The 20,069-nt window shown below is 42.7% G+C and carries 18 protein-coding genes, 1 tRNA gene and 2 pseudogenes; 2 read left to right on the top strand and 19 right to left on the bottom strand.

Annotated features, from left to right (window positions below; translation table 11 throughout):
* Positions 1–195 precede the first annotated feature (195 nt).
* Positions 196–1,053: a transposase gene (locus ACLROL_RS06095; RefSeq protein WP_413067483.1), complete on the top strand. Its 858-nt coding sequence runs from the start codon at positions 196–198 to the stop codon at positions 1,051–1,053.
* Complete coding sequence (locus ACLROL_RS06100) at positions 992–1,843, top strand: transposase (protein ID WP_413067484.1); 852 nt, start codon at positions 992–994, stop codon at positions 1,841–1,843. The genes ACLROL_RS06095 and ACLROL_RS06100 overlap by 62 nt, the downstream gene beginning before the upstream one ends.
* Positions 1,844–2,043: 200 nt before the next feature.
* On the opposite strand, the gene ACLROL_RS06105 is transcribed toward ACLROL_RS06100, so the two are convergent.
* The 19 genes and pseudogenes from ACLROL_RS06105 to ACLROL_RS06195 all read right to left on the bottom strand — a co-directional run bounded on the left by ACLROL_RS06105 (position 2,044) and on the right by ACLROL_RS06195 (position 20,068).
* The gene (locus tag ACLROL_RS06105) at positions 2,044–2,331 is read right to left on the bottom strand and encodes a YitT family protein (protein ID WP_413067505.1); all 288 of its coding nucleotides are present in this window, start codon (positions 2,329–2,331) and stop codon (positions 2,044–2,046) included.
* A 9-nt stretch (positions 2,332–2,340) separates the two neighbouring features.
* Positions 2,341–2,930: pseudogene (locus ACLROL_RS06110) on the bottom strand (YitT family protein); the annotation flags it as partial.
* Complete coding sequence (locus ACLROL_RS06115; RefSeq protein ID WP_413067485.1) at positions 2,927–4,195, bottom strand: serine dehydratase subunit alpha family protein; 1,269 nt, start codon at positions 4,193–4,195, stop codon at positions 2,927–2,929. The pseudogene ACLROL_RS06110 and the gene ACLROL_RS06115, both read right to left, overlap by 4 nt.
* Complete coding sequence (locus ACLROL_RS06120) at positions 4,179–5,600, bottom strand: aminopeptidase (protein WP_221919703.1); 1,422 nt, start codon at positions 5,598–5,600, stop codon at positions 4,179–4,181. The genes ACLROL_RS06115 and ACLROL_RS06120 overlap by 17 nt, the downstream gene beginning before the upstream one ends.
* 4 nt (positions 5,601–5,604) lie before the next feature.
* Positions 5,605–8,382 carry an insulinase family protein gene (locus ACLROL_RS06125; RefSeq protein WP_413067486.1) on the bottom strand — a complete coding sequence of 926 codons (2,778 nt, stop codon included), beginning with the start codon at positions 8,380–8,382 and terminating at the stop codon, positions 5,605–5,607.
* 12 nt (positions 8,383–8,394) lie between these two features.
* Entirely contained in the window at positions 8,395–8,709 is a 315-nt protein-coding gene (locus ACLROL_RS06130) for a thioredoxin family protein (protein ID WP_413067487.1), read from the bottom strand.
* Positions 8,710–9,645, bottom strand: coding sequence for a hypothetical protein (locus ACLROL_RS06135; RefSeq protein ID WP_413067488.1), 936 nt, complete (start codon positions 9,643–9,645; stop codon positions 8,710–8,712).
* 10 nt (positions 9,646–9,655) lie between these two features.
* A complete protein-coding gene (locus tag ACLROL_RS06140; protein WP_413067489.1) occupies positions 9,656–10,420 on the bottom strand; it encodes a LytR/AlgR family response regulator transcription factor in 765 nt (254 codons plus the stop codon).
* A 3-nt stretch (positions 10,421–10,423) separates the two neighbouring features.
* Positions 10,424–10,909 carry a hypothetical protein gene (locus ACLROL_RS06145; protein ID WP_413067490.1) on the bottom strand — a complete coding sequence of 162 codons (486 nt, stop codon included), beginning with the start codon at positions 10,907–10,909 and terminating at the stop codon, positions 10,424–10,426.
* A gap of 18 nt (positions 10,910–10,927) precedes the next feature.
* Positions 10,928–12,646 (bottom strand): ABC transporter ATP-binding protein, encoded by a 1,719-nt coding sequence (locus tag ACLROL_RS06150; protein WP_413067491.1) that lies wholly within the window; start codon positions 12,644–12,646, stop codon positions 10,928–10,930.
* Positions 12,643–14,373 (bottom strand): ABC transporter ATP-binding protein, encoded by a 1,731-nt coding sequence (locus ACLROL_RS06155; RefSeq protein WP_413067492.1) that lies wholly within the window; start codon positions 14,371–14,373, stop codon positions 12,643–12,645. Before ACLROL_RS06155 ends, ACLROL_RS06150 begins: the two co-directional genes overlap by 4 nt.
* Positions 14,374–14,446: 73 nt before the next feature.
* Positions 14,447–14,938 carry a hypothetical protein gene (locus ACLROL_RS06160; RefSeq protein WP_413067493.1) on the bottom strand — a complete coding sequence of 164 codons (492 nt, stop codon included), beginning with the start codon at positions 14,936–14,938 and terminating at the stop codon, positions 14,447–14,449.
* A 139-nt stretch (positions 14,939–15,077) separates the two neighbouring features.
* Positions 15,078–15,263: a helix-turn-helix domain-containing protein gene (locus tag ACLROL_RS06165; protein ID WP_413067494.1), complete on the bottom strand. Its 186-nt coding sequence runs from the start codon at positions 15,261–15,263 to the stop codon at positions 15,078–15,080.
* A gap of 218 nt (positions 15,264–15,481) precedes the next feature.
* On the bottom strand, positions 15,482–15,697 hold the full coding sequence (locus ACLROL_RS06170) for a hypothetical protein (RefSeq protein ID WP_413067495.1): 216 nt from the start codon (positions 15,695–15,697) through the stop codon (positions 15,482–15,484).
* A gap of 16 nt (positions 15,698–15,713) precedes the next feature.
* Positions 15,714–16,583, bottom strand: a pseudogene (locus ACLROL_RS06175) (ParB/RepB/Spo0J family partition protein).
* 371 nt (positions 16,584–16,954) lie between these two features.
* Positions 16,955–17,028: transfer RNA gene (locus ACLROL_RS06180), tRNA-Arg, on the bottom strand.
* A gap of 333 nt (positions 17,029–17,361) precedes the next feature.
* Positions 17,362–18,237 carry a DUF3881 family protein gene (locus tag ACLROL_RS06185; protein WP_087202151.1) on the bottom strand — a complete coding sequence of 292 codons (876 nt, stop codon included), beginning with the start codon at positions 18,235–18,237 and terminating at the stop codon, positions 17,362–17,364.
* The gene (gene serS / locus ACLROL_RS06190; protein ID WP_221919689.1) at positions 18,237–19,514 is read right to left on the bottom strand and encodes a serine--tRNA ligase; all 1,278 of its coding nucleotides are present in this window, start codon (positions 19,512–19,514) and stop codon (positions 18,237–18,239) included. Before serS ends, ACLROL_RS06185 begins: the two co-directional genes overlap by 1 nt.
* Before the next feature lie 23 nt (positions 19,515–19,537).
* Complete coding sequence (locus tag ACLROL_RS06195) at positions 19,538–20,068, bottom strand: DUF4446 family protein (RefSeq protein ID WP_087202147.1); 531 nt, start codon at positions 20,066–20,068, stop codon at positions 19,538–19,540.
* Position 20,069: the final 1 nt, after the last annotated feature.

Here is a 20,069-nt window from a genome sequence, read left to right on the forward strand (position 1 = left end):
TAACGAAACCCATTTTTTCACTAAAATTACACTATTTTTTCACTATTTTTCATTACTTCATTGTCTCGGTAGTTTGACAGTCCAATCTCATTCTGATTCCCTTAAATCCAGTAATGGCTTTATTTTTTTGTCAATTTTCTATTTTTACTTACACGTTCCATTCCATTCCACTATAATATATACAGGAGGTGGCTTATGAGATTAGGATGGACAACCGGAAAATATTCAACTACCTACAGCGCTGTAAAGACTGTGAGAATTAATGGAAAAAACAAGACACAAATTGTTAAGTCATTTGGTTCCGAAAAATACATACGTGAAACATATGGTGTATCTGATGCCAAGGCATGGGCAAAAGAACAAGTCCGACTGATGAATGAGGCAGAAAAAGAAGATTCTGCAAAATTCAACATTGAACTCTGTGCCGGAACGGACCTTGTCATGGACGAACAGAGACGCTTCAATGGAGGTTATCTTTTTCTTCAGGACATTTATTATGAACTCGGCTTACACAAAATATGCCGCGCAATCTCCAGCAGGCATCTTTTTGAGTATGACCTCAATGATATTCTCTCTCGTCTTATCTATACGAGGATTCTCTATCCTTCCTCAAAAAAGAGCAGTTTCCATGAATCCAAAAGATTCATAGAACAGCCCTCGTTTGAGCTTCATGACATTTATCGCGCACTGTCTGTCATTGCTGAAGAGTCAGATTATATCCAGAGCCGTCTCTTTAAGAACAGTACCGCCATCCAGAAACGCAATACACAAGTAATCTACTATGATTGCACGAACTTCTATTTTGAAATCGATGCTGCCGAGGACGACAAGCAGTTTGGCAAAAGTAAGGAAAATAGGCCGTTGCCAATCGTAGGCATGGGACTTTTCATGGATATGGACGGCATCCCTATTTCATTTTCAATCTATCCCGGTAACAGAAACGAACAGATGACTATGATACCATTGGAAGAAAAAATGCTGTCAAAGTTTATTGTCTGTACGGACGCCGGGTTGTCTTCCGCCACCAATCGGGTATTCGTTTCTCGACGGTGACGGCTCCAGGAAAAAGTATAAAATTTCCGAATTAGATGATGAGAAGGATAAGGATAAAATTTTCTACAAAACCAGATGGATAAAAGAAGAAGGCCTGATCCATACCGATAAAGGCGACAGAAAAGAAATCATCGAGCAAAAGCTGATCGTCTCATACTCCATAAAATACCGCAACTTCCAACGTCGCATACGGGAAGGTCAGATAAAGCGTGCAAAAAAACTCGTAGAAGACGGATATACATCTTTCGGCAAGAAAAAACAGAACGATCCCAAGCGATTCATAAAAACCGACCATGCCACAAAAGATGGTGAAGTAGCAGAGATAACTTCCAGTTATATCGATCAATCCATTATCGAGAACGAAGAAAAATACGATGGCTTCTATGCTGTATGTACGAACCTTGATGAAAGCATCTCAAGCATTGTGAAAGCAAACAAGCGGCGCTGGGAAATAGAGGAATGCTTCAGGATAATGAAAACCGATTTCGAAGCACGCCCAGTATATCTGAATCGCAAGGAGCGCATTCTCGCCCACTTTATAACCTGTTTTATTTCACTTATTGTCTACCGCTATCTTGAGAAGAAGCTTGCTGATAGATACACCATAGATCAAATACTGCCAACCTTGCAGGAGATGGATTTTATGAAATACGAAGGAAAGGGATACCAACCGGTCTATACAAGGACAGAACTGACAGATGCTCTACATGATGCATTTGGCTTTTGCACATCCAAGCAGATCGTACCTATAGCAAAAATGAGAAACATCTGCTCTCAGACAAAAAAATAGATAGTGTAATGTGCATTCGTAAAACCAACAAAAGTCTCGCAGCCAGCTGTTTAAGCGGCTTACGAGACTTTTTTCTTCAAAAAGGTGTCAAAGACCGGAAGAAAGTCCGATATTAAATCTTGATACAAGAAGCCTAAAATGGATTTAGGATAGAAATCTTGACAGGTGCAATAAATGCTGCCATTTGAACCTCCCGGAGTTTATATTATTTCCTTTTTGAGTTCTTCATATGCAATACGTTCTCTGGTAAATCCCTGACCATTCACCTCGTTAATCTGATTAATGGTAAGGAACGCAAACGGATCTGTTTCACAGACCATCTCTTTCAAAACAAATAGTTTGTGTCTTGGAATTACACACATAACTCCTTTCTGTTCTTCACCGCTATATCCCGTCTGTATGTGAAAAAGCGTCACTCCGGCTTCTATGTCCTGCAATATTTTTTCCTGAATCTTTTTATACTCTCTTGAAATAATCATCACCTGCATAGAGACCTTTCCATCGGGAACAACTTTATCAATCACAACCGTTGCCAGAAGAGTCAGTATAATCCCATAAAGTATTTGCTCCATATCAGAGAAAGACGCCTGTATGCCTAAAACTACAAAATCTACCATATACACCATGACGCCGACTGAAAGGGAAGTTTTTTTGTTTGCTATCATGGCAATAATATCCGTTCCTCCCGTCGATCCTCCGACCCTTACCACAATCCCCATGCTGACGCCTACAAGAAGTCCTCCAAAAATGGCAGACAACAGTATATTGTCTGTCATAGTTGTGATTCCTGGAATTTTCTGTAACAATTCAAGAAATAAGGGATAGATAAATGTACTCAATAAAGTTTTTTTACGAATCCTTTTCCCAGAATAAACCATGCTATGATAAGCAATGTACTGTTCAAGCTAAAGACGATAATTGAAGTCCGAATTCCCCAAAAATGATTTCCTGCAATTCCCAGGCCGGTGGCTCCTCCCATCGGAATTCCTGCCGGAGCAATAAAAGCAACCACGGCAAGCGCCAATATTGCATTCCCGGCTACAACGCTCAATAAATTTATTAATTTTTCGCTGGTGTTCTTTTTCATTTTATCATCATCTCTATAATCTTCTTATTCGTTTCTTTCATTCCTTCCTTGCCGAGTATTCCTATATTTTCAATCGTCCGATCGATTCCTTCCGCCACAATTCCTTCCCCCGCGCAGAATTCCTGTTCATTCAGATACATATAATAACCGACAATTCCTGCTTCTACAGATGATGCGATTTTCGCTGCGCAAGACGCTTTTGCACCGTCACAGACAATGCCGGATACAATTGCAAGCGCATTCACGACTGTATGCTTGATTTCCTCATATCCTCCTCCATGCAGATAAGCGATTCCCGCTCCTGCGGCGGCGCCTGCGCTGACCGCCCCGCAATATGCAGATAATGTCCCGATTCCTGCTTTTATATAAATAGCCGTAAGATTAGACAACAATAATGCCCGATAAATCTTCTCGATATCACAGTTCAGACTTTCTCCATAAACCAATACCGGAACAGAACAGGTAATGCCTTGATTGCCGCTTCCTGAATTGATCACGACCGGCAGTCCGCAGCCGTTCATTCTTGCATCAGAACCGGCTGCTGCCATCGCTTTTGCGCGTACCTGCACAGAATCACCTTCCATTTTAAGCAGTATACTTCCGATATTTGCCCCATAATTTCCGCGTATACCTTCCCTGGCAATCTTCATATTGCATTCTATCTGTTTATCCAGGGTTTCTTTCACATCCTCAATATCTGCACATCGGACAAATTCCCATATATTCTCCATGGAAAGAACGTCCCTGTTCGCTTTTTCTATTTTCTCATCTTTCAAATCGTCACGGATGAGTTCCCAGTTCTTTTCTATCTGAACAATATTGGTATGATAATCCGTAATCCTGACGCTTGCCTGGGAATGTTCCTTATAAACACATACGGACAAATCAAATGTATGCCCTGTCTCCTGATATTCAACTTTGATATCTGCCTGTCCCAAATAACCTTTAATACGCTCTATGTCCTCCGACTCTATCTCCGAAAGGACTTCCAGTTTTTTGTTCTCATTTCCACAGACAACGCCGGCCGCGGCTGCGGCCTCTATTCCTCTTAAACCGCCGGTATTCGGAACAACAACGCTTTTTACATTTTTAATAATGCTTCCGCTTGCCTTTACAATAATCTTTTCCGGCAATTCCCCTAATACCGCCCTTGCTCTTGCAGCCGCATAAGAAATCGCGATCGGTTCCGTACATCCCATGGCTGTAACCAGTTCTTCTTTCAGAATCTGCACATATATCTGATAAATATTATCCTCTCTTTTCATCCTCACATCTCCACTTCAAAAATGCTTTATAACCTTTCACCGCCTGATAAATATCTGATTTGCTGCTCACTTCATACGGCGCGTGCATGTTCAGCACCGCCACGCCTGAATCAACGACGTCCATGCCGTAATTAGCCATAATATATGCGATCGTACCGCCGCCCCCGATATCTACTTTGCCCAATTCCGCAAATTGGTACGCCGCCCCGGCTTCTTCCATGATTCGGCGTATTTCTCCCAGATATTCGGCGTTCGCGTCATTGGACCCACTTTTACCATGGCTTCCTGTAAATTTATTAAATGCAAGCCCCTTCGCAAGATAGGCCGCGCTGCGCTTTTCAAATACTTCTTCAAATTGCGGATCATACGCCGCGCTCACATCGGAAGAAAGCATTTTAGAATTTGCGAGCGCTCTTCTTACCTTAATGTCCGACTCTCCTTCTGTCAAAGCGATCAACTCAGCTACCACATTTTCAAAAAAGCGGGAATGCATTCCTGTCGCGCCGACGCTTCCGATTTCCTCTTTGTCCACTAACAGACAGCACGCCGTACGACTGCTGTCTTCTACACTCAACATAGCCATGATAGAAGTAAATGCACAGATACGGTCGTCCTGCCCGTATGCCAGTATCATACTGCGGTCAAATCCTATATCTCTTGCCTTTCCCGACGGTACAATTTCCAGTTCTGCAGAAGCAAAATCTTCTTCGCTAATCCCATAAGCTTCCTCCAGGATTTTCAGGACATTAGCTTTCACCGTTTCTTTTTCTTCTTTCAAGTTTTCATCCCGTTCAATCGGACAATTTCCAACCAGGATATCCAGTTTTTCTCCTTCGATGACTTCTCCCGCTTTCTTTTCCAGTTGCTTTGAAGCCAGATGGACCAGCAGATCCGTAATGACAAATACTGGCTCATCTTCTCTTTCGCCGATACTGATATTCACACAGCTTCCGTCTTTCTTGACAACCACTCCATGAAGCGCTAACGGCTGCGTCACCCACTGGTATTTTTTTATGCCTCCGTAATAGTGTGTGTCCAGATATGTAAAATCATCTTTTTCATAAAGCGGATTCTGTTTTATATCAATTCTCGGAGAGTCGATGTGAGCGCCAAGAATATTCATGCCTGCCGAGATCGGATCCGCCCCCATTCTAAAGAGCACAATACATTTTTTCATGCAGACAGCATAAATTTTTTCCCCTTTCTGGATTTGTCTCTCTTCTGACAGATATTCCTCAAGATTATGATATCCCGCCTTTTCTGCCAGTTCTACCGCTAGTTCCACACATTCTCTTTCCGTTTTCCCTCTATCCAGCCAGGATTTATATAATTCACAGATTTTATGAAGTTTTTCTTTCTCCTTTTCACTGTACGTCAGCCAGATATTCTTATTCTCCTTCTCCATATATTTACTCCATCAGTACCGTTACATTATCAAATTGGCCGGCCGCCTCTTCGATCCTCGCTCTGTTTCCAAGAACGCAGACGGTTCCCTCTCCTGCAAAGCGCTCCATTGCCTGACGCCTGTTTTTCAAGTCTTCTTCCGACGCCTTTAACAACCCTTCCCTGACCTTTGCCCTGACCTGCGGCTCTTCCTGCCGCAGATACCAGGAATCCATTCGTTTTGCCTGTACATATGTTTTGGGAGTCCGGTCATATCCGGCAACTGCGCCAATCTTATAATTCAGAAGCTCCTGCTCTCCTAATTCAAGATCTTTCAGCCACCTTGAAGCACTGCGGAAGGCTTCTATCGTCCTTTTTACGTTCGGATCTCGATAGGAACTCATGGTCCAGCTTTGATTGGGGAATACAGACATCTGGCAGCCGTAAGCCCCTCCTTCAGCGCGGATCTTTGCCCACAGATAATCGAAGCTCACCATTCTGCCAAGAAGATAATCCTCACCGGTATATTCTCCGATTCCTCCAAGCGCAACATAGGATACCTCTGACGGAATGATAAATGCCTCTGATTTCCCTGGAAGCAAATTGTCCTGATACCATCCGGGCTCCCTTTCCCTTGCACTGCCGCAGAACCTGGAAGCTGCGGTCAACTGGCGGAAATCGGCGTAAGCTTTCTCTGTGCCTGTAAAACTCATCACCAGATCGGACTTACGGCAAAGCTTCTCCTGAATCTCCTTAAGTTCCCGGATAATCTGCCCCTGATCCGCGTCAAAGTTCTTCAGAAGCTTTCCTAAGAACTGATAATAGAGAATTCCGTTACAGCGTTCCCTTGCCGCTCCTTCCGGCATATAGTGCGCGGCCGCGCGGCCGGCGGCATAACTGTTTCCGCTGGTAACAAATCCCCTCTCCAGTTCCATCCGGCTCTGCCTGATCCTTTTCAGAATGATCTCCGGTTGCTCCAGAATGGTATCATACAACAGCTCTTCCCCCAGTTTTACCGCTCTTGGAAGATTCTGTTCCAGACAGCTGATATCCATCACAAATTTAAGCCTGACATGCCGGATATCATCTGCATTGGTGTACGCTTCCAGATAAGCCCTTGCATTTCCAAGCCACATGTTCTTCTCAATCACTAATTCTTCCAGGCTGTGCGTTCTCGTAGGAAGACTGCCCAGAAGTTCGGAAAACAGCTTCGCATAAGGAACTTTCTCCGGTTCCAGCTCACTGATATCAAAATAGCAGCTTTGATATGCCACTCCTTTTGAAGGGATCTCCTGCTTCAGATATGTAATCCCCTCCTCTTCCTCTACCCTTGTAAGCGGCTCCTCTTTCTTTTGAAACAGGTCATCCACAGACAGCGCCGGCAGATCTTCTGTCTCTTCTTTTTGCTTCTTCTCTTCGACCTTTTCAAGAGGTTCCAGAAAAACCTCTGCCTCATAATCATTTTCCAGGAAGGTTTCTCTTAGAAGTGCTTCAAAGTATCTTTCCTTTACAAGGGTCCTCATCTTTCTGTATGTTTCTTCAAATTCTATCATCTCGCAAGGTCCGGTTCCCTGTGCCCATCCTCCGGCAATATCCAGTACACATTCTATTCCCTCCGGCTGGTTTCCGCCTTTTTCCCTCATCCAAAATTCCAGACGGTTAATTGCCGAAATCAATACTTCTTCTTTGATTCCTTCTCTGCAAAGTCTGTCCGCCTGTTCTGTGATAACCGTTTTCAACTGGCCGGCAGTTTCTTTGTCCGTATTCTTTATTTTAATGGCAAGATAGGGTTGTCTGATACCATCCATAATAAAATACTGAATTTCCGGGATTCCAAGACTCTGAATAAGCCCTTTTTTCATCGGTGCTTCGTCTTCCCCCATAATCGCCTGCATAAGGATATAGACTGCATTCATACGTTCCCGGTTGTCAAAATCTCCCAGACTATAGGTGCATGACGCAAACACCCCCTGATCACCGAACTTATCCTTGTCATACAGCTTTTTTCGGATTCCCTTTACAGGTTTCTGTCTCATGACCGGCTTCGCAGGTTCTGAGCGTTTCATTTTTCCCAGATAAACTTTATCAATATACTCAAACAGTTGTTCCGTATTCATTCTTCCATATAGAACAATACAGCAGTTGGACGCATTATAAAACGTCCTGTAATATTCCAGAAATTCCTCATAAGATAGAGCAGGAATCGTATCCGGAAATCCTCCGGATACAAAACGATAAGCCGTTTCCGGAAACATTGCCTTAAACATTTCATCCTCTAATATGCTGTCCAGGGATGAGAAAACACCCTTCATCTCATTATAGACAACGCCGTTAATCTCCGGAGCTTTTCCGTCTTCACACTGAAAATGCCAGCCCTCCTGTTCAAAGATCTCTTTATCCGTAAGAACATTCGGACAAAATACCGCGTTTAGATAAACGTCCATCAGATTCATAAAATCCTTTTCATTCTCTGTACAAAAGGGATATACTGTATGATCCGGATACGTAATTGCATTTACGAATTCTGCCATGGAATGTTTCATCAGATTGACGAACGTATCTTTATCCGGATATTTGCGGGAACCGTTCAGCACAGAATGCTCCAGAATATGAAAAACTCCCGTGCTGTCCTTTGGTATGGTCCGAAATCCAATCAAAAAGCTCTTTTTAACGTCCTGATTGTCTATGACGATAACCTGCGCCCCGGTTGACAGGTGCTCCATCTGAATAATATCTCCCTCAACCTCCCGCACATACTTCTTTTCTTTAACTTCAAATCCATAGATTTTTTCCCCGATTTCCATATCCATTCCCTCTTAATACATGAATTCTGTGATCTTCTTTTTTATCTCTTCCACTTCCATCACACCTACGTTTTCATACTTCTTTTCACCGTCTTTGTAGAATTGAACGGTTGGAACAGCAAAAATACGATTCTCTTTGGCAAGCTTCGGATAATCTGTAGTATTCACTTTGACGATATGGATAAACGGAAGTTCCGCGTCTAACTCTTCTAAAATACGTGAAAAGGCTTTACAGGGTACGCACGTTGTGGAAAAGAAATCCACGATCACAAATCCTTCCTTAATCTGTTCCTTAAAACTCTCATTATCCGCATATTGAATTGCCATCTACTTTTCCTCCTTAAAAAAATTCTCTGTCACATATTCTTTTACCTTATTGTAATAATAATTTACATAAAATAAAATTTCCGAATATTCATAAGTATTGATTTTTTCTGCATTTTCTTTCGTTTCATGCCAGAATTTCACGTACTCATCTATATCGTCCCGGTATTGCTCCATCGTATATCCAACGCCGCTTTTTTCTGCGTATTCCCGCCCCAGAAGGTAGCCGCAGAGTCTGTCCCATGAATCGTTCTGCACGCTTGCGAATAATTCATAATAGCTTGAGAACGGCATCTTTCCTTCAAATTCCTCTGGTGTCATGGTTTCCAGATTCAACCCCTGTTCTTTGGAAATTGTCTTCAATCTCTTAATTTCATGATCTGTCATTTCTTTCCAGTCCGCCTTCTTAAGATCAAACGTACTGGCCTCAAAAACTTTGTCTATCACATATTGGACTGCTTCGTATCCCTCGTTTTTTGCAATCTTCTTTTTCTGTTCCCGGATCAGACGAGCCTCATATTGTTCTATATTGCTCACTCCTTCAATTCCAAGAGTTTCTATCATCCCGTCCGTGATCACAGGAATCTTTTTTTGCTGAATGGAACGAACCGTTACAGTCACTTTCTCTCCGTCGACGTCCAGCTCACCGGCCGTCCCTTTTTTCAGCCCGATGCACATCGTTTCCAGCTTCTTGTGAAAGAACCCCTGTCCTACCATAATTTTCACGTTCTCTCTGTTAAAAAACGGATTTGCCGATTCCATATCGCATACAATAAGTGCTCCGTCCGTAACTTCCCCCGCTTCTTCCCATGTGCTGTTCTTGTTTTTTATAAAATCTATTTCTTTCTTGTACGCCTTCTCATCAAGCTTGAATACTTTCTTGTACATACTGATATCCACCTGATCATATTCGATAAACGATAAAACTTTTGACTTCATCTTTCTCCTCCTAAAGCGTAAGCTTCGCATATTTACTTTTCAGAAGCTGCAGTACTTCCGTATATTTATCCCGGCTCACCATAACTTCCCCTGCATATCCGTCGAAAATCAGCGCAAAATTTTTCGATTCATTATCCGCCCGAACATAAGATACTTTGGAAAGATTCACGATAAATGACTGATAGCACCGGTAAAAATTATAACCTTCCAGAATCTGTTCCAATTCATTCATGGAATATCCGGCAAGGACCATCTCTTTTCCGTCCACCATCACCATCTTGTTCTTTCTTTCCGTCCGTTCGATAAAAAGAACCTTATCAATATTCACGAGCTGATATCCGTTTCTCGTCTTGATCATCATAGAACGGTTCACAGATAACCGTTTGTATTGGAGCAGCTCAAACAAATACTGCAGCCGCTTAACCACACGCTGAAGCACACGGTTATCGAACGGAAGCCGAAAATATTCATCGCAGCAGCAGTCAAATACCTGCCCTGCCTCTAACTTTTCTTCTGAATACAACACCACCAAGACATCCGGCTTTATCTGGGACAGATTGTATGCCAAAAAGGAGCCGTCCCCGCTATATCTTGGATTTCCTGTTTTTATGTTGATAAACACCGCGTCCACATCGTTCAGACAGATATATTTATTGGCTTCATTGATTCCGTCAAAGGTATGCACAATGTCAAATACATTATAAAACGTCAGTAATTCTTTCAGTTCTGTACACAATGTTTCATCACTTTCTACCAAAACAAGCTTCATTTTCATCAATCAATTCTCCTGACCAAATTCTGCAAACGCTTTTTCTAACGCCTGCACATCGCCTTCATAATAGGTTAATAAAAGTGCAAAAGGACCATTTTTCTTCGGCATAATAATCGTACCGGCTCCATATAAATTGATTTCGCCTTTTGTCCTGAGACTCTCATATGCCTGATACTCGTCAGATTCCGGATCCAGATTTTCCAGATCCCACCAGTATATTTCGGCTCCGTCATACTTTAGCGCGAGCGTACACAGGCCTTCCGCACTAAGCGTCACTTTCGTGTCCGCATGGATCAGCCCCTTCTCCTCCAGAAATGAGACAAGTTCATCCACTGTCTTATTCCAGACAGGCATTTCTTTATCCTCTTCTTCAGGCACAGCCGCTTCTTCCTCTTTTGGAGGCATAAAGTCTTTAGACGACGCCACATATCCTACCATCCCACAAAACAGTAATACGAAAAGCAGGGAAGACACAATCGTAAATTTTTTCATAATCATTCCTTCTTTCTTTTAAGATGCCTCAGCAGACTGCAGATATTCCTGATAAGTCCTGCTTACGGCAAGTACTTCTTCATGGGTTCCGCAAGCTTCAAGGCGTCCGTGACACATAACAACCAGATAGTCTGCTTCTGCAATCTCGCGCATATCATGGGCAATGAAAACAATCGTATTGCCTTCCATCTTTTTCCTGATACTATGATAGATTTTCATATACGTGTCATGATCCAGACTCGCCCCTGCCTCGTCAAGAATCAGATAATCCGGCTTCGCAATCAATGCCCTGGCAATGGCTATTCTCTGTTTCTGACCGCTTGACAAACGGTTTCCTGCCTCTCCAAGAGTTGTATCATATCCGTTGGGAAGCGCATCTATAAAAGAATCCGCTCTGGCTTCTTCCGCTGCTTTTTTCATCTCTTTCTCCGTCGTTTCTCCCTCTGCACCATACAGAATGTTATCCCGGATTGTACCTGACATCAGCGGATTGTTCTGGAGTACATAGCCAAATTTTTTATGACATTCCCGGGGACTCGTTTCGCTTATCCTGTTTCCTCCAACCCATATTTCTCCCGAATCAGGCTGGTAGAATCCCTGTATCAGTTTCATGACCGTAGATTTTCCGGAACCGTTATCACCGATCACAGCCGTCGTCTTTCCTCCCGGAATGCAAACGGAAAAGTCGTGAAGGATTTCTTTTTCGCTCCCATATCCAAAGTTCACGTTTTTGAACACAATATCTCTGTTCTCGGATTCTGTCCAGGAATTGCCTTTTTCCGTATGCTCCTCTTCCATATCAAGAATATCCCCGACATGGACAAGCGCGCCTTTCGAGCCCATCACGTTCTGCCACACCGTCAAAAGCTCCGCCATATAGAGATTCACCTGCGTCATATAGGTGCTGAACATATTAATCCCTGTGGCTTCCATTTTCCCGGCGTTAATCAATCTGGAACCGCCCACTGCTATTACGACAGTCGTAAGAAGGGAGTAGAGGGAATTGGTCAGAACCTGAATCTGCTCCATGAAAGCATAGTATATATCTGCCTTATACCGTGAATCAATTGCCGCATATCCGCTTTCCAGCTCTTTTTCTTCCATTACCTGCGCTTTTACATATTTCCCGGCCGACAGGTGTTCGGAGAAAAATGTGGTCATTTCATTCAACGCCGCATAGCGCTTTTTCATTATGGTAAACTGCAGCTTGCCGACGATGATAAACATTGCCACCGCAACCGGTATGCAGATCAAAAGGTATGCTGCGAGAGGCGAATTGTATTGATACAAGATCATACAGGCGCGGACAAATCCGAATAACGACGCAGCTCCTGAGAATATTCCGCTGATCACCAGAGTTGCCTGAGTTACGTCGTTCGTAACGGCCGACACCAGCGAGGACGGCTGTTCCTTTCCGAACTGATCCATCGGAAGATGCAGGATCTTCCTCCACATCGAAAGCCTTACCCGCAGGATCACTTTTTGATTGGCATACTCTTGCACAAGCGGCCGCAAAAATCCCAGCAACGCATTAAAAATCGTAAAAAACACATAGCCTAAAATAACAGAATTATATAGTTCCCCCTTGTTCACACGGACCAGATACTCCGATACTCTCATTCCGATCTCGGCATAAACCACGCCGCTTCCGAATGCAATCAGGTAGAGCCACCAGGGGATCGAAAGCCTTCTGTAAAAGTTCAGAAAAAACGATATTACATGTTTGTTGTTTTTCATCTGCCCTGTCCCTCACTTCCTATTAATTCTCGGTAATATGTATTCTCGGCATATACTTCCTCCGGTTCTCCCTGACAGATAATCCTTCCGTTATGCATTACTATGATATAATCTGCTTTCTGTACGGTCTGTCTGTCGTGGGCAACCATAAGCACGGTTTTACCTTCCATATGCCGTTTCACACTCTTCCATACCTGATCTTTTCCCCGGATGTCCATAGCCGCGGTCGCCTCATCCATAAACAGATAATCCGATTGTTTTAGAAGCGCCCTCGCAAAAGCAATCCGCTGTTTCTGTCCGCCGGAAAGTTTGTCGCCCTGCTCGCCTACATCCGTCTGGAAGCCCTCCGGCTGTTCCCTGATAAAATCCATGATTTCTGCGTCCGTACATGCTTTTTCCAGTTCTTCATCCGTGACTTCTCTCTTAATTCCGAACAGGATATTGTCGCGGAGCGTTCCTGCAAACAATGTACTTTCCTGTGTTACGTATGAGATCTCGCTTCGGAAGCTCTTGAGCGAATACCGCGCGGTATCTTCGCCCCCAAATAAAATCTTACCTCCCGAAACCGGATACATACGCTCCACCAGATTCAGAAGCGTCGTCTTTCCGCTTCCCGACGGTCCGATAAGCGCCGTAACGCGCCCCGATGGAATCTTCAGATTGAGTTTATCGAATACAAGTTTATCCTCATAAGAGAAATCAACCTCTCTTAATTCAATGTCGCCGCATAGATGCTCTACATGCTCGCCGTCCTCTATATCTTCTTCCACTTCTTCCATAATCCGGGCTACTCTTCTGGTCGCTCCCTGGGAACCCTTGAAGGTTGTCCAATATCCACAGTACGTGCTGAGCTGATTAACGATATTCACCGCAAATCCATAATAGGCGATCCATTGGGTAAGGGTCAACGCACCGGATGAATAAAAGCTTCGGCCTACCATCACGATCACAATAAACTGCATAGCTCCCACCAATGCATACATTGGAGTTGCGAATCCCAGCCATGCATTCAAAATCGAACTCTTATAGAGCCCTTTCATTTTCTCCCGCCCTGTCTGAAGTTCTTTTTCTTCTTTTCCGTAAGATTTGATGAGAAGAAGATTATTGGTTTTTTCTGCAATCGTCTGTGTCAACTCTGCATTTTTTTGATTTACCAAATCCAATACTCCGAATTTCATCTTTCCCATGACAAATGCAATGACTAAATTCAGCGGAAGAACCGCGATCAGAGCAATCATCAGCTTCTGGTCGTAGGATCCGATTTTTCCCAGAGTAATAACCAGTGTGTACGTGGAAGTGAGAATTGCAACAAATACCTGCATGATAAGCTGACTGATCGCTGTGATATCTGTTGTAATACGGGAAATCATTTCTTTCGGCTTATTTTTTTCGTAATATCGAAGCGGCAGCCTGACGGCCTTCCTCCAGATCATTTTCCTGATATTACGGTCAATCCGCGCAACACACAAGTTACTCATAATCTTACTAACCGAACCGATCAGCTGGGATAGTAATGTAAAAGCCAAAAACGGAAGAATCACGGTACCAAAATTCACATTCCCGGCAAATAATTCGGCCGTGTATTCCGTTACGCTGATTCCTACATTGCTAAGAAGAGCTGTAATGGCAATATATGCAAGAATCCACAGATAAGGAAGTCTTGCCTTCTGCAGCATGCGGAAGAAGCGTCCCATGCTGCCCCTGTCTTTTCCAAAAACCCGTTCCATATTGTTTCCCTACCTTTTCTTAATTTCAGAGCATTGGTACTAGAATATAAATAGTGCAAATCACATTGAACTGTTATTCGTTTTCTATCATTTCAAACACTTTAACCGCATCCTGTTTCTTTTCATAATCCTCTGAAAATGCAATTGCGTAAGCTCCGTTTACCGCTTCCGTCTCAAGGACCGCAGCGCCTCCGGCAAGGACTATCGTTCCTTGGTTGGCAGCCATAGACTCATAGTTTTCATATAGATCCGTCTTGTTTTCCGGATCCCACCAGAACAGCCAGAGTCCATCATAATCATATGCTTTATCCGCCACTTTCGTCTCAGTAAACTGTCCATTCGTATTGTCTGTGAGATATCCTGGTGTTTCATTGATATCTACCGGTTCGCAGTCCTCCAAAATGAGTCCTTCCTGCTCAAAATAATCCACCATATCTTCGTATGGAGAAGTGGACGCATTCACTTCAATTTTTTCTTCTTTCGACGTACATCCCGCCATCATTCCGCATACAGTTGCTGTTACAATGGCAGCTGCCACAATCTTCTTCATTCTTTTTGTGCTCATCTCGTCAATCTCCTTTTATAAAAATTTTACAATCAAGTTTCTTTATTTTTACAATAAAATCAGCAGTTTAACAAGAAGGGTATCCTATTTTGTCCTTAATTTCGCTCATAGTGTCTTTTTATCTCTCATCCCACTACTTCTATTGTTTAAAGCGCTGTATACATTTTAATGTTTCTATCACAAACTCTTGATATAGATCTTCATCAAATACTCCCCATATTAAAGCATTTCTGATTAACATTGGGCGAAACATCTCCAATATCTGTTCTATGGCCTTCTCATCTCCTTGCTTGGCTCTAAATATAACCCTTTCAAATTCCATCATCAGTCACCTCCCATCCATTTACGGATTTTATGAATAGCATAATAGTAGATACTTTTTACTTTATCTTCTTTAACTCCGTTTAGGCAGCTTATCTCTTTAAAAGTTCTTTCCTAAAAAACATGTTGATAAATGAAACACCTTTCATCCTCCCGAAGCATCAGTAGGGCTTTTGTAAGCCTTTGATCTGATAATTCATTCCATACTGGATATCGTCCTTCCTATTCTCTTGAAAGAATGGCTTCTTTATAACGCAATTCCAGCATTTCGTCTATTGAAGAACTAAAATCCTCTAAAGATTCTTCTAAAGGTCTTTCCGTTCTGCCAATCTTTTCTTTTTTCTTCAGATAATTCCACATCTTCCACCGGATACATTTCTGCAGATATGCAGTAAAGTAATTCTTTGTTTTATCTCCTGTATAATCATATTCATTCATATTTTTCCCTCCAAAATTACTGTTCCCAGTATTGTTCTGCCCAGAGTTTTAATATCGCCAGGATTTCCCGTTTCATTTTCTCCGGTGTATAACTGGATGGGAAATATCGGTGAAGCTGTTCATTTGTAAAAATCACTCTGGAGATTTCTCCCTTCTTAATCTCACTCATAATATCTTCCATCTTTTCTTTTGTGAGCTTTCCTTCTTTGCTTAACCTTTTCATCCGCTGCGCTTGTGACAGTGAAGGCGTAGACTGTGCATAATCCATAGCGTCGAGAAGCTGTTTTTGCTCTTCCTTCTTCAGAGAGGCGATCTCTACAGCAGGATTAAATCCGATCATTTCATCATCCAACTGTTGGAGCAGTTCCGGAATCAATTCTGTAATCTTGATATAGCGCTGAACCTGCTTAGGGCTGTCACCGCCTTCCTCTCCAATAATCTCGACTGTCTTTTTCCCTTTGAATTTGTGGTCAATTTGGCTACGCTTTCGACCGCCTTTTCTTTTCATTGCCTCATTTTTCATCATGTAGGCAAATGCCTTTTCGCTTTAGCTGATCCGCTCCCGCTGTAAATTAGAATCCACCATGGAAATAATCGCCTCGTCATCAGACATCACCCGGATGATTACGGGCAGCTTACGATATCCCAACTGCTGTGCCGCATATTTTCTTCTATGCCCTGCCACAATCTCATACACACCGTCCAGGACAGGTCTAACGATCAGTGGACTGAGTATCCCGTAATTTTGAATACTTTCTTTTAGAAGCGACATCTCTTTATCGTCCCTGACCTGAAATGGATGCTTCTTAAAATCACGAAGCCTCTCAATCTCAATTTCAATGACTTTCTCTTTTTCTTCCAATTCTTCCTCCTTCTTTCTTCTGATACGTAAAAAGCCCGTTCAGATCAGATTTTTATAAATCCGATCCAAACGAGCTTCTCGTTTGACATATCCATGTAATTGATATTGTATCAGCTTTGTTCAGATAATCCGTAATGACGTACCGCCTGTTTATCCAGCATTTTCTCTTTTTTACTATCTAAAACACAGGCTGACATCTAACTAAGCACTCATATTAGCTAAACGCTCTGAAAAAAAGTATTAGCCATAGAGCATATTTATTAGCTGGAGCCGCCGATTTTTGTCGGTGTATTAGCTGAGATTTCATTCCTGACAGATCCTTTTTTCTCTCCAGAAAATGAAATAAGCGGGTAATTATTCAGCCGTTCCAGCTAATAATTCCCGCTTATATTTGCCGTCTCCGGGAGGATTTGAACCTCTGACCCCTCGCTTAGGAGGCGAGTGCTCTATCCAGCTGAGCTACGAAGACATTCTCTGATTTTTGGCTTAAACACTGGGTTTTCAGCCTCTCGGTCAGATAACCGATTCTATGGTAACAGCCATTTTTTATGACTGGTAACCAACAATTTTTTCTGTTTCTTTGACAGTGAAGCGAACACCTTTTTCATGTTCAACTCCTGTTCAATTCGTTTCCGTACCAGATCCGATTTGTACTCAAATCTGCCTGTCCCTGCTTCCATGAGGTGTTCGCTTACCAAACACTTAGGAGGGATCCGTAATATCCATTTTACTAAGAGGACACAATATATAAAATTCACACACTCCCTATTATAACATAAATAGGGAGTGTTGTGAAGTATTTTTAGAAATTAATCCTACCCTGAAGCCATATTTCCGTACGGAATCTTCTTCCTACATCAGGTTCTCCCAGAACCCGATGCTTTGGCACACAGACGTCAAATATCATCTCATTGACGTTCAGCGTGAGGATCAGTATTTCTTCCTGTGTAACGTTGTTGACGTCCACATCCATAGCGATGATCTCTCCCATGATCGAGTATCTGTCACATTCCACGCCAGCTGGCATAAAGTATGTGTCTACGATGCTGAAAATATCTTCTTTCCTCTCAATTCTCTGGGACACCTGATGATAAAGATTCATATCATTTAATGTCAGAGTCTCGATAGCATCCTCGTTTCCTTCTCTTGCCGCGCTCAGGAGCATCATCCGATTGCGGAAGTCTTCTTTTTGCTGTTTTTTCTTCTGTTCATTTTTGATGACAGGCAGCAAAACGGTTCCTTCCAGTGCAAGGCCGGACAGTGTGATGGAAATTTTCTTCCTTCTCAGATTTCCGTTTTGTTTTTCCCTGAGATATTCCATCGCATTCTGGATATAAAAGATGATAGAGATATCTACCCTGGCATCCTCACAGATTCCTGTGTAGGCTTCCCGGTCCATACGTTTTTCCACCGTCATATCTGAATACATAGTAACGCCTTTTCCTTCGAAAATCGGTACAGCGTAGTCGCGTTCGAACTCTTCATGCATATCTACAGTGCCATAGAGTCCAAGGGCCAGACGTTCTCCGAATTTTTTTCTGTATTCACAGTAATCGGTATCCCGGTCGAGGATTCTTCTTTCGTGGGAGGTAAATGCGTATTTTGTCTCCCGTTCTATCTCTTTCATCTTGGATCCGGAGAAATCTCCGAATCCAATGGATTTTGTATATATATGCATTATCTTATTTCCTTCATACCGCCCATATATGGCTGCAATGCTTCCGGAATTCTCACAGAGCCATCTGCCTGGAGATTGTTTTCCAGAAATGCGATCAGCATTCTAGGCGGAGCAACAACTGTGTTATTTAATGTGTGTGCAAAATATTTTCCGTCTTTTCCTTTTACACGGATACCAAGACGTCTTGCCTGTGCGTCGCCCAGGTTGGAGCAGCTTCCCACTTCAAAATATTTTTTCTGTCTTGGAGACCATGCTTCCACATCGCAGGATTTTACTTTCAAGTCTGCGAGATCACCTGAACAGCACTCTAACGTGCGGACCGGAATATCCAGTGTGCGGAAGAAATCTACTGTATTCTTCCAGAGTTTTTCATACCATTCCATACTTTCTTCCGGTTTACATACCACGATCATTTCCTGCTTTTCGAACTGATGGATACGGTACACTCCTCTCTCCTCGATTCCGTGAGCACCTTTTTCCTTACGGAAACATGGAGAGTAGCTTGTGAGTGTTCTCGGAAGAGTTTCCTCCGGAAGCATTGTATCGATAAATTTTCCGATCATAGAATGTTCACTTGTTCCGATAAGATAAAGATCTTCTCCTTCGATCTTGTACATCATCGCATCCATTTCAGCGAAGCTCATAACCCCAGTCACTACATTGCTGCGGATCATGAACGGAGGCACACAGTAAGTGAATCCTCTGTTGATCATAAAATCTCTCGCGTAAGAGATCACAGCGGAATGGAGTCTTGCAATATCGCCCATCAAATAGTAGAAACCGTTTCCTGCCACTTTTCCAGCGCTTTCCAGATCGATTCCATTGAATTTTTCCATGATTTCTGTGTGATACGGAATTTCGTAATCCGGAACAACCGGCTCGCCGAAACGTTCCAGCTCCACATTTTCACTGTCGTCTTTTCCTACCGGCACAGAAGGATCTATAATATTCGGGATGACCATCATGATCTTTTTGATCTTTTCTTCTACTTCTTTTTCTTCCTGAGACAGTTCTGCTGTTCTTCCCGCATTTGCCTCAACCTGCTTTTTCAGTTCTTCTGCTTCTTCTTTCTTTCCCTGTGCCATACATGCGCCGATCTGTTTTGAAATCTTATTCTTATCTGCACGCAGCGCTTCGACTTCCTGTTTGATTTCTCTGTTTCTCTTATCCAGCTCGATGACTTCATCTACGAGAGGAAGTTTCTCATCCTGGAATTTCTTTTTGATATTCTCTTTGACTGTATCCGGATTGTTTCTGACAAATTTGATATCTAACATAATTTTTCTTTCCTTCCTTTTATTTATGAATTTACTTTTTCCAGATCATATGTTTCCTGATATATTGCACGTTCCAGAGCCTCTGTCTCCTCGTCTGAAAGTTCCATATAACTTTCACCTCTGACGATCTCTTTCATGTACATGTAGCACCCTTCTCTGCTGTGCATCACATTCAATATCCATCCATTATCATTCCCATCCAGCATGGAAAAAGCAAAGCTCAAATTTCCGCCCATTTCATGAAAGGCATCATATCTGACCATTCCCGTTTTCTGATAACTTCCGGTAAACCTTTCTTTTATTACTCTCAGTTCAATCTGATTCTCCTCTGAGAGCATCTCTATTTCTTCCATCTTTTCCAGATGACCCTGTATATTTTCCTCCAGCGATTTTCCATCTTTTCCTCTCATAAAGAGACTGTAGCTTCTCTTTAATCTTGCATGTTTCATGTGAAGGCTGATTACCATCACAAACAAAATGACGATCAGTATGGCCATCGCGAGAAAAAGATAAAACGGATCGATTCCTATACTCTCTAAGATCGTGCTTTGCATA

The organism is Sellimonas sp., from assembly GCF_047234585.1.
Classification (GTDB): Bacteria; Bacillota; Clostridia; order Lachnospirales; family Lachnospiraceae; genus Sellimonas; species Sellimonas caecigallum.

Coding starts and splice junctions, on each gene's coding strand:
- ACLROL_RS06095 (WP_413067483.1), top strand. CDS start 196: ATGAGATTAGGATGGACAACCGGAAAATATTCAACTACCTACAGCGCT.
- ACLROL_RS06170 (WP_413067495.1), bottom strand. CDS start 15,697: ATGAATGAATATGATTATACAGGAGATAAAACAAAGAATTACTTTACT.
- ACLROL_RS06115 (WP_413067485.1), bottom strand. CDS start 4,195: ATGAAAAGAGAGGATAATATTTATCAGATATATGTGCAGATTCTGAAA.
- ACLROL_RS06125 (WP_413067486.1), bottom strand. CDS start 8,382: ATGGAAATCGGGGAAAAAATCTATGGATTTGAAGTTAAAGAAAAGAAG.
- ACLROL_RS06195 (WP_087202147.1), bottom strand. CDS start 20,068: ATGCAAAGCACGATCTTAGAGAGTATAGGAATCGATCCGTTTTATCTT.
- ACLROL_RS06130 (WP_413067487.1), bottom strand. CDS start 8,709: ATGGCAATTCAATATGCGGATAATGAGAGTTTTAAGGAACAGATTAAG.
- ACLROL_RS06145 (WP_413067490.1), bottom strand. CDS start 10,909: ATGAAAAAATTTACGATTGTGTCTTCCCTGCTTTTCGTATTACTGTTT.
- ACLROL_RS06140 (WP_413067489.1), bottom strand. CDS start 10,420: ATGAAAATGAAGCTTGTTTTGGTAGAAAGTGATGAAACATTGTGTACA.
- ACLROL_RS06165 (WP_413067494.1), bottom strand. CDS start 15,263: ATGATGGAATTTGAAAGGGTTATATTTAGAGCCAAGCAAGGAGATGAG.
- ACLROL_RS06150 (WP_413067491.1), bottom strand. CDS start 12,646: ATGAAAAACAACAAACATGTAATATCGTTTTTTCTGAACTTTTACAGA.
- serS (WP_221919689.1), bottom strand. CDS start 19,514: ATGTTAGATATCAAATTTGTCAGAAACAATCCGGATACAGTCAAAGAG.
- ACLROL_RS06185 (WP_087202151.1), bottom strand. CDS start 18,237: ATGCATATATATACAAAATCCATTGGATTCGGAGATTTCTCCGGATCC.
- ACLROL_RS06120 (WP_221919703.1), bottom strand. CDS start 5,600: ATGGAGAAGGAGAATAAGAATATCTGGCTGACGTACAGTGAAAAGGAG.
- ACLROL_RS06160 (WP_413067493.1), bottom strand. CDS start 14,938: ATGAGCACAAAAAGAATGAAGAAGATTGTGGCAGCTGCCATTGTAACA.
- ACLROL_RS06135 (WP_413067488.1), bottom strand. CDS start 9,645: ATGAAGTCAAAAGTTTTATCGTTTATCGAATATGATCAGGTGGATATC.
- ACLROL_RS06105 (WP_413067505.1), bottom strand. CDS start 2,331: ATGCAGGTGATGATTATTTCAAGAGAGTATAAAAAGATTCAGGAAAAA.
- ACLROL_RS06155 (WP_413067492.1), bottom strand. CDS start 14,373: ATGGAACGGGTTTTTGGAAAAGACAGGGGCAGCATGGGACGCTTCTTC.